Source organism: Chitinophaga ginsengisoli (genome assembly GCF_003014595.1).
In the GTDB taxonomy this organism is placed as follows: Bacteria; Bacteroidota; Bacteroidia; order Chitinophagales; family Chitinophagaceae; genus Chitinophaga; species Chitinophaga ginsengisoli.
This window is the reverse complement of sequence record NZ_PYGK01000006.1, coordinates 456,507-470,004: the sequence shown is the minus strand read 5'-3', so window position 1 is coordinate 470,004 and position 13,498 is coordinate 456,507. Positions and strand designations below refer to the sequence as shown.

General features: G+C 42.5%; 9 protein-coding genes. 4 read left to right on the top strand and 5 right to left on the bottom strand.

The window, feature by feature from the left end; all coding sequences use genetic code 11:
- Nucleotides 1-37 precede the first annotated feature (37 nt).
- On the bottom strand, nucleotides 38-2,488 hold the full coding sequence (locus tag CLV42_RS17640; RefSeq protein ID WP_106603239.1) for an FtsX-like permease family protein: 2,451 nt from the start codon (nucleotides 2,486-2,488) through the stop codon (nucleotides 38-40).
- 309 nt (nucleotides 2,489-2,797) lie between these two features.
- Nucleotides 2,798-3,307 carry a UpxY family transcription antiterminator gene (locus CLV42_RS17635; RefSeq protein ID WP_170117551.1) on the bottom strand — a complete coding sequence of 170 codons (510 nt, stop codon included), beginning with the start codon at nucleotides 3,305-3,307 and terminating at the stop codon, nucleotides 2,798-2,800.
- A 522-nt stretch (nucleotides 3,308-3,829) separates the two neighbouring features.
- On the opposite strand from CLV42_RS17635, the gene CLV42_RS17630 reads away from it, so the two are divergent.
- The 4 genes from CLV42_RS17630 (at nucleotide 3,830) to CLV42_RS17615 (ending at nucleotide 5,940) form a co-directional block, all read left to right on the top strand.
- Nucleotides 3,830-4,234 (top strand): cupin domain-containing protein, encoded by a 405-nt coding sequence (locus CLV42_RS17630; RefSeq protein WP_106603237.1) that lies wholly within the window; start codon nucleotides 3,830-3,832, stop codon nucleotides 4,232-4,234.
- 161 nt (nucleotides 4,235-4,395) lie between these two features.
- Entirely contained in the window at nucleotides 4,396-5,151 is a 756-nt protein-coding gene (locus tag CLV42_RS17625; protein WP_170117550.1) for a helix-turn-helix transcriptional regulator, read from the top strand.
- Between the two features lie 68 nt (nucleotides 5,152-5,219).
- The gene (locus CLV42_RS17620; protein WP_170117549.1) at nucleotides 5,220-5,627 is read left to right on the top strand and encodes a DinB family protein; all 408 of its coding nucleotides are present in this window, start codon (nucleotides 5,220-5,222) and stop codon (nucleotides 5,625-5,627) included.
- A 16-nt stretch (nucleotides 5,628-5,643) separates the two neighbouring features.
- The gene (locus CLV42_RS17615; protein ID WP_106603234.1) at nucleotides 5,644-5,940 is read left to right on the top strand and encodes a DUF1330 domain-containing protein; all 297 of its coding nucleotides are present in this window, start codon (nucleotides 5,644-5,646) and stop codon (nucleotides 5,938-5,940) included.
- Between the two features lie 83 nt (nucleotides 5,941-6,023).
- Here the strand turns inward: CLV42_RS17615 and CLV42_RS17610 are convergent, their stop codons facing one another.
- From CLV42_RS17610 to CLV42_RS17600, 3 genes are all read right to left on the bottom strand, one after another.
- Nucleotides 6,024-6,950 (bottom strand): hypothetical protein, encoded by a 927-nt coding sequence (locus tag CLV42_RS17610; protein ID WP_106603233.1) that lies wholly within the window; start codon nucleotides 6,948-6,950, stop codon nucleotides 6,024-6,026.
- A 656-nt stretch (nucleotides 6,951-7,606) separates the two neighbouring features.
- The gene (locus CLV42_RS17605; protein ID WP_106603232.1) at nucleotides 7,607-7,993 is read right to left on the bottom strand and encodes a metallophosphoesterase; all 387 of its coding nucleotides are present in this window, start codon (nucleotides 7,991-7,993) and stop codon (nucleotides 7,607-7,609) included.
- 8 nt (nucleotides 7,994-8,001) lie between these two features.
- Nucleotides 8,002-13,488 (bottom strand): DUF6443 domain-containing protein, encoded by a 5,487-nt coding sequence (locus CLV42_RS17600; protein WP_211303474.1) that lies wholly within the window; start codon nucleotides 13,486-13,488, stop codon nucleotides 8,002-8,004.
- Between the last annotated feature and the right edge of the window lie 10 nt (nucleotides 13,489-13,498).

Genomic DNA, 13,498 nt, shown 5'->3' with positions numbered 1-13,498 from the left:
GGTCATTAATTTGCTCTACGATATAAACAATCTGCTCTTACTCATACTTTAAGGCTTTAATCGGATTCAATTTTCCAGCTTTCCATGTGTGAAAGGCGACTGTTAACAGCGCAATGAAAAGCACTATAAAAGTTGGAATAAAAAACAATAAGGGGCTGATACCAATCCTGAAGGGATAGTGCTGCAACCATTGGTATAGTCCCCACCATGCCAGTGGCCATGCAATACAGCAGGCAATCAGTATCAGTTTCATGAAGTCTCTCACCAATAAAACAAAGATGCTGATAGCAGATGCGCCAAGTGTGATCCTCACGCCGATCTCCTTTGTTCTCTGCATACTGGTAAATAATGACAAACCCAGGAGTCCGAGACAGGCAACAAAAATGGCGAAGCCTGAGAAGAGGCCGAATATCTTTCCGAAACGTACGTCGGTGCGATACTGCCTATCAAAAAATTCGTCCAGGAATGCATACTGGAAGGGACTTGCCGGGAATAATTCTTTATAACTTTTTTCTATATATGCGATCGTCCTTTCTATGTTGGTGGCGCTTACTTTTGCCGCATAATATTCTATGCTCGAACCATCTTCCAGGCGGAATACGATCGGTGTAAAAGATTCTTTCAATGATTTCTGATGGAAGTTCTGCAGTACACCAACGATCTCATATTCGAATGTGACCCCAAAACCATTTCTGTCGACCAGGATCTTTCCCACTGCATCTTTCGCGTTTTCAAAGCCGAAGGCCCTTACGGCAGACTCATTGATCATAATTGGGATAGTGGCCTTTGCGCTATCTGTTATCTGATCGGGTGTAATGGAGAACTGTTGTCCTGCTACCACTTTTATGTCAAACTGATTGACGAACTCTGGTCCGATAGAGAACGTTGCATACATATTCCCTTTATTGGCAGATACATCGTCCCTGCGCTGATAAGGCCTGTTCCACAGTATATCCAGACCGGGCATACTGGAAGCAGCTGTTACACTTTTGATGTTCGGAGATTGTAACAACGATGTGCGGAAGGTATTGATGCGCTGATAAAAATTCTTTCCTCCCTGTGATTCGAGCTTATTGGCAGGTGCGTCAATGATCAGTGTCTGGTCTATGTTCATGCCAAGGTTCGTCTCTCTCATGTAGTTCACCTGCCGGGAGATCGCATATGTACCAATGATCAATGCGATGGAGACTGCAAACTGGAACACTACCAGTATCTTTCTTATACTGATCCCTGCTCCGGTGAGTGGCAATTTTCCTTTCAGTACCTGTACCGGCTGATAACCGGACAGCAGGTAGGCAGGATAGATACCCGACACCAATGCGCCGCCGATCAGTAATGTCAGAAAGGCCAGCCAGAACCAATAGCTGGTCCAGAATCCCATTGGTATATCCACTCCAGCGAGCTGGTTAAACAGCTCATGACAGAACAATGCAATAATGATAGCGATGACAATACCGACGAAGTTCAGCAGTAAAGATTCAAAGAAGAATTGCTTCATGAGTGTAATGCGCTCCGATCCAAACACTTTTCTCAGTCCTACTTCCCTCGCACGCTCCATTGCTTTTACCGTTGAAAGGTTGATGTAGTTGATATATGCAATCAGCAGGATCAGTACTGCAATCAACACCATGAACCACACCAGTTTACCCGTACCACTCACGGTAGGTTCACCGCTGAGATCTGAATACAGATGTATCTGTGTAAGTGGCTGTAGTCCTAGTTTTACTTTGTTACTGCCTGTCAGGCCGGAAGTATATTTTGCAAGAAAAGCCGGCAGTTTGCTTTCCAGCTTTTCTACGTTTGCGTTGTCGTTTAATTCAACATACGTATAGTTGTCTGCATAGGTCCATGAAACATCTTTGGGATTTGTAGACACCAGCATTTCAAACTGTAAGTGTGAGTTAGCAGGAATATCACTGCATACACCTTTTACAAAACCATCGATGTCTGTTCCCTGGTTAAAATTCACGACCCTCAATTTCTTGCCGATGGGATCTGTATCGCCGAAGAAGCGTTTTGCGGTAGACGCAGTAAGGATCAGCGAATTAGGCTCATCCAGTGCGTCACGGCCTTTGATGATGGGGAAATTGAAAATCTTCAGGAATGATGCACTCGCAAATAACACGTGCGGCATCTTGTAAGAGCGGGTAATATTCTCTGTTTCTGAAGCAGATACGATGCATTCAAGCGGGAAATAGGTCGTAGCATTATGGACCTCGGGAAAATCGCTTTTCATTGCATTCGCGATGGCAGAAAAGCTTCTGGCAGAGCGTTCTGCCAGTGCGCCATCCTGGTAGCGCTCCTGTTTTACGCGGTATATAGCATTCGCCCGCGTATGAAATCTATCATAGCTAAACTCGAACAGGATATACTGAAGAATCAGCAGGCAAGCTGCGATGGCTACTGATAAACCAGATATGTTTATGAAAGAGAATACCTTATGTCTGAGCAGATTCCGCCAGGCGATAATGAAATAATTTCTGAGCATTTACCTTTGAATTGGTTATAAACGGTAGATACAATATCAAAAGACGTGTGACTGGTGGCGGGACTACGTGTGATGATATACACCCTGAATTCTGCGTATTTATACAGTCTGTCAATGTGTTTGTACGTATATTTTACGATTGTTCTCTTTGGCTAACACGGCTTCGCCCAATCAAGTCACAGGAACATGAGTCACAAAAGTTCTATGATAGGCTGAAAATGTTGGTGGATGCTTATTCTAACGTCTCGGTTAACTATTCTTGCGGCCCCTAAAATAGATAATTTTTCATAGTTTCAAAAAATTTCTTTCCTAGTAGACCAGTCTGCTGATACATGAACTGTCAACCTCCACTGCCAGTGCTTGTTTTATGGGAGATATCTTTATCACTACCTTCAGTCTTGATTGGATGCGTATCAATTCTCCCTCGAATCCTGCAAATGCGCCTTGCGTGATCATCACTTTCTCACCTGTGGAATAGTACGGGATCGACTCCGTATCATGCATTTCAAGCCTGCGCACATCTTCAATTAATTTTTCCTGTAATATAGCAGGTTCGCCTTCAAATGATACAAAACCTACACTACCATTCAGCAGCAATATGCGATATCGGTCTTTTCGCGGAATTTTTACGAAGACATAACCGGGAAATAGTGGTTCATTTAATTTTTTTATTCTGTCACTCCATTTCCGGGTAACGGTCCGCATCGGCAAATAGCATTCGTATTGCAGATCGGTAATTTCTTTCTTCAGCTTTGCTTCAAATCTCGGACGGGTGTAAAGCAAATGCCAGTCGAACTTTGGGGTATTTTGTAGGGCCATCATTAAGGGATTTCATTGCTTAACAATAATGGTTTGATGGAATAACGAACAGGATGCTAAAAGCGTGGCAATAAAACGGACATAGCCCGCACTGCTCACACAATAAGCGCTCTAAAGCTTTTAACTAGTCTAAGGATTTGGAAATAGCAATAATCTGTTTTACATCGACAGGTTTTCAAAAGTAGAGAAAAAGGAATGTAAGTAAAATTTTTTTTATTAGGCTGGCTGCCTTATTTTCTATTAAATATATTAATGAGTAGTTGGGATTCGCTACACACTAATGTGTGTTTCAATGAGCAATACACACCTCATATTTTCTGCATGTTTACTCCTTAAAGAAAAATAGCGGATAAACACACAGCATACCTCCGCATTGAGATGATTTACTTTTTTAAACTAATGGTTTGATTATTGTTACTTTTTACGTTACTACGGTGGTAACTTTGTGTTCGAAAGAAATGCAGAGAACTACACTGTAATGGGAGTTGTTATCGCTAAGGAATTCTTAATACAATATTAATTATGGAACAGTATACGAAAAAACAACTTGAGGAAGAAGGCTATAAACCCGCACCAGCTGAATATTTTACCGGACAGGCATGGTTGAAAACGCTTGTCATTCCGGATGAGACTACTAATTGCGTTATTAGCGACGTGCTATTTGAACCGGGAACGAGGAATAATTGGCATACGCATCCCAGTAATCAGATACTACTGATTAAAGAAGGGACGTGTTATTACCAGGAAGAAGGTAAGCCTGTTCGCCATGTAGAAGCAGGTGGCGTTATTAATATATTACCGGGAGTCAAACACTGGCATGGTGCATCTCCGTATGCAGTGATGGTTCATACAGCTATTGGTATTAATACGGAGAAAGGGATTGTGAATTGGCTTGAGGCAGTGAGTGATGCAACGTATGCAGGTTAATACCTGATTTATTGGTCAATTTCCTACTGACATACTGTTGTCACTACCACTGCTTTACTTTGTTGTATATTACAAAGGTTATGCAGGCAGATGTTATCCAACTTTATAAATCATCATTATGTACAGTACATGACTTTCTGTGTCGCTGTACGGAATGTACAGTGTCCAAAACTGAATGGCAGGAAACTTTCTCGATTGCTTACGTGCGTAAAGGGAATTTCGAGTTTAAAGTTTTTAGAAATGATCTCGATGCACATCATGGATTATTCCTTGTTTGTAAGCCGGGATATGAGCACCGGGTGGGACATGTGCACGATCTTCCTGACGAGTGTACCATCTTTTCACTGCCCGCTGAAAATCTGGAATCATTCAAAGGACAGACAAATGAGTTTTCCTGGTTTTTCAATAACCCGGATATACAGTCGGTATTGATAAAGGCTACGCCACAGACGGAATACCTGCATCATATCATCTTTTGTGAACTTGCGAAATCACGTCATGATGCATTGTTGATAGAACAACTTGTTACTAATCTGCTGTTGATGGTGGTATCAACCGGTGATCCACAAGTGCATCCTGTGTTGAGTTATAAACAGAAGAAGTTTTATCTCCCCATTATTGAATCGGTGAAGTATTATATTAACGACCATTTTACCGACGATATTTCGTTGACTGAACTTGCGGGTATTGGTCATTTAAGTCCTTTTCATTTCAGCCGTTTATTTAAGCAGCTAACAGGTGTTACACCGTACACCTATTTATTACGTGTACGGCTAACGCAAGCTACTTTGCAGATCAGGAATACCCATCTACCCATCACTGATATTGCCTTCTCCTGCGGTTTCAATAGCCTCGAGCATTTCTCTGCTTCGTATAAAAATATATACGGTAAAGCCCCTTCTCAATTGCGGGTTTAAAAATAGCAAGATGTCTTAAGTCAGCGCCAGTTATGCTTTTTAGCTTTGCTTATCAAAATAAACATCGTATGAAAAAGCAATTACTGGCCAAGCTGGAGAATTCAAAAAATTACACCCTGGCAGTGGCAAACGGAATGCCATCTGCACATTATGATTTTAAGCCAACGGAAGAAGTCTGGAGTTTCCGGGAACTAATGCACCATATCGGTTATGGAATTTACTGGTTCAAAGCGACACTGATCGAAAAAGAAGAACCGGCCTGGGAGCCACCTGCTGTAACTGCGGATAAAAATACAACCATTGCCTGGTTGGAAACCGCCTTCGCAGCACTGGAAAATACGCTGAAAAAAATGGCGTCGGACGGAGAGGCTGTTATTGGATTCTTCGGCACATTGGATCATATTACACATCACAGAGGCCAGGCTACAACGTATCTGCGTTGTAAGGGTATAACTCCACCGGAATACATTTTTTAACCTCTAATTTTATTCAATGGCGGTTTATTATATCAATAGTTATGACATCATTGACATGGAGGAGTATGCGAATTATGCTGCTCCTGTGTATAAATTACTGCAGCAATATGGAGCAGAAGTCATCGCTTCGGACCTCCATGCAATTGCAGTGGAAGGTGTAGCGAGGACGATGAACGCGATTATCAAGTTTCCTTCGGAGGAAGCAGCGTTAGCTTGTTATGCTGATCCGGAGTATCAGCCGGTAAAAGCGATCAGACATCGTTCAACGACAAATTGCACGATGGTGCTGGTGAAGGAATTTGTAGGACAATAGATATACCAAAGGCCTGGATTAATTTCCAGGCTTTTCAATTTGAGGAATGCTGTTGTTGGATTGCTATTAGGTCAGCTATGTGTTCATCCTTCCGGTATATCCGGTAGTGGGATCAGTCCTCCCTGAATAAATCTCTCCATGATTCGTGACTTCGTTTCTTCGTTAGGAGACTTGTTTTGCGGCTCGTTAACAGCCTGAAGCATTTCCACCGCGGAGCGGCTTTTCTTTGCAATTCTGGGCGTCCTGGCTGCTGGCTGCGGATCTTTTGTCTTTTCTGCCAGTGGTAATACCGGTTCCAGTACGGCAGTTGCAAACGCCTGTTCGCTGCTGGCAGTGCCGGTGGCCTGAATACCTGTGTTGGTATGCAGGAAGCGGATCTGCAAAAGAACGATGGTGGCAGTCGCCTTTATGGGTGTAACTGGTAAGGACAAGGTATGTTGTTTCTCTCCCAGCAGCACACAGCTGGCGGCAGTCGTAGCGCGGAGACAGGTGTTTTGTTCGAAATCCATATCGAGTGCTACGGCATGGAGTTGTATATAACGGGCGTCTTTGGGCGGTTTTAGCCAGTCTTGCCAGTGCATGGGCAGTTTTACTATTATACTGCCATTCTCCTGGCGGATGGTGTCTATGCCGCCAATAGTCATGACAGCCTTCTTGTTATATCTGAAATCTTTGAGGTGCTGATGTAAGGCAGCAGCAGTGAATACACGCCTACCTCTCGGATGCTGGTTGTCTTCTCTCAGCGCCGCATAAACGGCCTTATTTAGCCTGTATACGGTCGTTTCGTCTTTAGCCGGCTGCCAGATACCGTTCAAGGCTGCACGGATCGATTTTGCTGCCTTACTGGCCTTAGCGAATTCACGGCTGCTTTGTTTGCTGGCGGCGGACATACTGTCCGGGCCATATTGAGGCATTTTACGGCAGAATTGTTTGCCGTTGCGCTCGTAGTAGATCAGGTCTCCGACATGGCCGGAGAGACCCTGGGTAAGAATGTTGAAGTTTTGGGCCATTAACTAGCAATAGATTTTATTCAATTTACGGAAAAAGTGGGATTAAAGAGTTGATAATTAGCTTTTTTGTTCAATTGAATTTTTATTCTTTATGGGTATTATAAAGGGATAAAAAGGGCACTTCTATATTTCTTTAGGGCTATTCAAATACATTTATAATGAGTTTGAAATGAGCTGATGGAATCGAATTTCAATAGAACATGAATAGGGCTTGAGTTGGACTTAAGTTGGGGAATAGTTTTGGAAAAGAGGGATTAATTGAGGGGGTGGGCGGAGGGATAGGATTGATTATAAGGTTTATTAGCTAAAATATTTATTGATAACCAATAATTTACGATTCACTATATTAAATTTCTTACAATTTCGGAATTGGATTCCGAAATTGTAAGAAATTAGGGCCCAGCGTGAACAGTATAACTTAGTCACAAAGCAATAATTATACTAAAGTTCAAAGTAAAGACAGAAAGTTTTCAGTGCTTCAATAAGGTCTCTACAAGGGCCGCATACTGCAACTTTGAAAGAGATAGACTTGAGGTACTTAAGTTTGCATTTTTTACCTGGGAGGACTTCAATCATGTTGTTCTTTTCTATTAATGAATGTTTGCAAGAAAAAAATTATGACAAAAGGGCGCTTTCCGGTCAGAAAGCGCCCTTTATTACTTGCCGTTGTTGAAATCGTCCAGTAATGACATTATCCCCCACATAACACTCATCGTTCGGGCATCCTTCAGCCACACCTGCTCTGAGTCATCGATTGGCAGGAAATCAAACACGCCAGTCCTGCCCAGACGATATGCATGATCTTTTAACAACTTCAGAAAATCTCCTAAGGGAATTTCCCCGAACTTTCCTGAAGGTGACAAATAATATACAGTGTCTTCTCCAACAATGGTATACATACCATCAGCCTGTTGAATGCCAAATAATGCCTTTTTCCCGGCATTATTTAAGTGCTTCACAATTGCGGCATTTTCATCCCGGAAAGCTTCACCCGCATATTCATCCAAGCGCTTACGCTTTATTCTGGCCTTATAATTTACCATGATTATATTTATAATTCTCCAAAAAAAACATATGTATAATCGTTTACCTTGTATATCTTCAAGCCATAGATCTCACCTTTGAACTGTCGCATATATTCATAACTTTGAATTATATCATCTCTGATAATAGGTCCTGAATCAATCATGGCATATTTTGCACCATTACGCTTCAACATTTCCTTCAGCATTCTGACAGCAGCTGGCTTCATTCTATCCATCCATCCAATAGGAAGGTTGGCCACACCATCTTTGATGGAGATCGTTTCAGGATAGAGGCCAAATTCTCTTGCCATCGCAGCTTCTTCCATCGTATATTCCAACGCGCCCTCTGCTACATGTACTCCATTTCCTCTAAAACTTCCACCCAAATATTCCGCAAAAAAATCTCCTCCCAAAAATCCTATCCCCAGATAAGTTGCACCTTGAATGACTTTGTGCATAGCAAACTCCCATGCAGCAGCCTCCACGGCCGTCTTAACTACTAAATAATTTCCTCCCTGCTCTGTTTCAAACAATCTTCTGTTATACTCTCTCTCACTAGCTATCCTTCTTCCTTCTTCTTTGCAAGGCTCACAATAGTAATCGTCATCAGCTTGTATAAAAGTCTGCTTCGGTTCCGTTACAGTAATATCCGGTTTTGGTATTGCCTTGGGAGCTGAAGTTGGCAAAGGCCTTATATCTGCAGGCACCAGATTATCCCTACTCGGCCTGTCCGTCCTCGTCGATCTGGCCTTCAGGTACTTCATTGCGATGCCATAATAATCATTCGTTACAAAATGAACACTGAAATCAGAAACAACTCTGAGGAAAGGTGAAGTTCCTTTCACAGTCACCTCGCTCAGCGTTATAATACCATTTTCATACCTCGCGTTCGGCCAAAGTAGCTTCAACCACGCCGGAGGATCATCTCCTGGTGGTTCATCACCCAAAGGATCCGTAAAACCTACAGGATTATTAAAATTACTATTATAAGGGGATATTCCAAAGTAGCTCTCCGCCCTAGGATCCACCTGCATCCATCTGCCAATCTGTGGATCTGAATTCCGGTATAATGCATCATAAATTTCAAGATCAAACTCAGAGATCTTTTCGATACCATTGTAGAGATAGTCATTTTGTAACCTGTTCAGCGCCATGCTGCTCAACGAACGGATCTGCAAACCAAATGGATAATAAGAATCTTCCTGTAGCAGATGACCGGTCGTATGTCTGATGCTCAGATCATCAAAATACACATCTGAAGGGCTTTCATTACTTACATAAATATACAGGAATCCATTTTTGTTCACATTCAGATTAGCTGTCAATGGTGCCACCACATCCGGTGTGCTTACTCTCACGGCGCCTCCTGCTACCATTTTAAATTTCTCATCAAACAATACGTAGTTCAGATAGGCCTTGGGAACAGTGGAAGTGGGATTATCATTTTGTGTACTGGTAAGATAATTACTAAAGTCATCCCTATTGAGAAGCAATCCATTTGAATTACTCTGAACGATGTTGCCTTTTCCGTTCGGAAACACACTGACAGGCCCTAAAATCAGATTGATCAGTTGATCCAGGATCAGGTTAACTGGCTGATTATTTACATTATTAGCGGCAGAATTAACGGGATAATAAGACATTACACCCATATTTACCACATCTCCTGCCATTACCTTCAATACTTTTGCAGTACCGATCCTCCTGTCGGGATCATTATTATTCAGCTTAATAAATTTCCGGTTAGTGCCATTATAATCATAGAACTTATTGGTGGTGGGTATATTGTCTACATTCTTAGGGAACGTGAACAGATCCCTTTCGGGGATTGCCGGTGCAGGTTGAGGATTATCCTCATGGGTTGCTTTATAATAGATCTCATTGGTCTCTTCAGTTATTACCGTTCTTGTATTACCCAAATGATCTGCAATAAAATAGTCGTACACAAAGTCCCCACTGGCATTCCTTCTGACCCGTCCATTCGGAGTCGGGAAAAGCATCAGTATATTATTCTTATAAATAAATCCACTCACATAATCATAGGTAATCGTTGAAGTGCCATCCTTAATTATCCGCTGCAATTTATCACCGCCTGCATTGTATACATAAGTGATACTTTTATTTGGATCATTGTCAAAGGTGATCTTTTCGGGTTTATTTACGAGATAATTATACGCAATAGAAATCCCTCTGTTCTTATCTTTGATCAAATTCCCACTCAGATCGTACGAATAGTCTTCGGTTCCTGTCCTTCCACTATAATTTTTAAAATCACCCTGTTTCTTGTCCCCCTGCACATCCGTCACACCAGATAACTGATTACTATACTCGCTGTTTTTATTGAAGTAGGTCAGATCATCAACACCGGTTTTGACACTTCCTGCAAGCATACCATCCTGCTTCATCGTTTTGATGTTGCCATTCTCATCATACTGAGGAACTGATACTTTATAGTCAGCAACATCGTTCGTCCAGTTGCCAGAAGTATTCTGTGTATAATCGGCTTTTGTAAGGCGAGAGACATTATCAAACGTATATCCGTAAGCATGCCACTCATCTGGATCCCCCTTTCGCCTCCAGGTAACTCCCGATGTATTTCCATCCAGACGCGGTGCAGAAAACCCATTCTCATAAAATAACTCCATTCCGAAGTAATGGTTGGTGCTTTTATTTCTGGCATATTCCGCATTGATTCCCTTCAGCTGGCCATGTAAAGTATAATCATAATTCATTGTTTCCAATGCACCCAAAGTACTCGTCTTAATACGTCCTGCTTCATCATAGGTAAATTCTGACAGGAGCTTGGGCTGCGCATTGCTACTATTCAATATAGTCTGGTATATGCGCGACAACCAGCCGTTACTGGTATATTCATAACGCCGCTGTAGTTGTATTTCGGGGTTTGCAGCGCTCTTGGGGTTTTTGTGAGATAAATAAGTGGACAAAGTCTTTCCTGAAAAGTCATACTGCCTGGTGGCCACATCAGTACCTCCGGAGATATTATCATCAGCTACCTGAATAATCCTACCATGATCATCGTAGTAAATGGTATGACTTAACCACTGGTCTGTACCCAGCACTTTTGTTCTGGTTCCTGTTAGTCTGCCCAGTGAATTTTTGGCTGGACTTACAGCTACCGGATTCGGGTTTGTACCGGCATCCAGTAAATATGAAGTATTGAATGTCTTCGCTCCGCTCCAATCATAATTATCATAATAAGTAATTTGCAATGCCTCGTAACCTGTAATATTCGCAGATGGATTATTCACAATGATACCTGTACCGGCAGGAACGATCTCCGCAGTAAATCCCGCATTGTCCGGGCTGGTATATTCCGGTAGAAAAGTGATAGAATTCGTAGCTACATAGTTGGAGGCAAAAGGAGTACTTCCATCTATAATTAGATCCGCAGCCAGTGGCGATGTAACCATCGAAGCACCTGTTATTGTGTTCATCATAGTTTGCAGGCTCTCTTTTGTGGCCGTCGGATTCTTGTATAAGGCTGTCATCACCGGACGGTCCAGACCATCATAAAAGTACAGGTACCATTCTCCTAAGCCCCGGTTACGCAAACCAATATCCTGTGCAAATACAAGGCGGTTCCTGACATCATATACGAGATAAACAGGGCCATTCACACCCGGTATTTCCTTTGCAACTACCCTACCTTTTTCGTCATAGACGTACTTGAAGCACAACTCCTTTAAAATATTGGAGCTTACCGTGGATACAGCAAAATCCCAGTTATTTGACGAGCTGCAATATTTCACAGCAAGCGGAGGTATAATATAACGGAGATTTCCCAGATCATCATAGACATAATAAGTACGCAAACCTTCTCCTTCATTATCTGCATCATTCATGACCGACGTCATCACAACCTTGCCGCTCTTATCAGTGAACTGATATTCTTTGTTATGATGTGCATAAGTCCGGACGCTTACCGCTAATGTTCCGCTACTATATATTGCTGTACTGGATGGCATGTCACCGGCATTGTCACCCACTGTCCAGATCCTGACATTGTCATAGTCATAATTAACTCTGAACTGACCGGATGTACCACTATTATTCCCGGCAAAGCTCTTGCCCGCCGGAATGCTCTTCCTCTTACGTGCAACAGGTGATTCTTCTAAAAGATCCACTGTATAATAATAGTCGTCCTGGTTCCCCGTCAATGTGTTATAGTACTGCGGTTGCTGTATTGCAGCGTCAGTACGGAATTTTCCGCCATTACTTGCGTCTGTTGGTGCTATATATGGCAGATGATGCACCTGCTCCCTTCCATACTCATCATACACATCTATCGCAGCTACATCCTTGCCGTTGTAACTATTCTTATAATATATACTTTGTACCGGTCTGGATAAACCATCCAGATAAACGATCTCTTTACTGTAGTCTTTTGTAGCATCAAGCCCCGAGATCTGCGAAGCACTGCTAACTCCTGGCCTTGAGATGCTGTAACTGCTAACAGTGGCCAATGCGTCAGGGTTTAATCCACTATAAGCAGGTATGCTTTGCTTTACTGCCGTGGTGGAAGATGTGTTATTGGCCGGTGTGTTCAATCCGCTGCCATTATCCACCATTATCTGAAGGGTATTGGAATATAACCACTGAATTCCTGACATTACCTTGCGCCTGAAATAGGTCGTTCTGGACAGTCCTCCCGGCTGATATGAAGCTCCTGTAGCTCCGGATATAGCATTCCAGACATTATCATCAACAGAACTCTCCCATTGATAGGTATAGGTGCCGTTACCTCCTGAAGGAGCAGTAGCGGCCAGCAGCTGGGCTGGTGTAGTACCCGCACTTATTTTCTGAGAAGAAGAAATACGTCCTGCTTTAAATGGTTGCACAATATCAACTGCGATCACATTTGATACTCCAAACCCGACGCCATTAACTGACCTTCTGAAATACTGCTTAACTGTCATTATATCACTACCAGTACAATTGAGATCAGTAGCCCCGGCTATCTTCGTCCAGTTTACATTATCAGTTGATTTTTCCCACTGATAGGTATAATAAGGCCCTGATGTGCCCTGGGTGATACCACCTGACGCAGCGGTACTGTTAACCAGATTAGTATAAGAAAACACCTCATTATAGATTGCTGTTGTAACAGAAGAAGTGATCGTTCCAGGCTGGAATTTGGGATATATTGTTACTACCCAGCATTTCACCACCTGAGCACCTTGCCTGTTATTGTATGTCACCTGTACATTTGCAGTCCCGGTAGCCACCCACTTTATAGTCACATCCCGGTTTGTATTCGCTCCCTGTATGGCTCCGGCAGAAGTTGTAAACCAGAAATAATTATTTGCACCATCCGTTTCTGAACTGGATAAATGAAAACCGTACAGATCGCCGATCACACCTGTGGTGGTGGTACATGATGTTTGCGCAGACGAGCGGTCAGCAGTTATGATACCAAGCAGCAGTATTAGTATGAAATAAAGACCAGCCAGCTTCTTGGCGATGTTTCTTTTAAGTATACGGGGATGTTTCATAATTTTAATC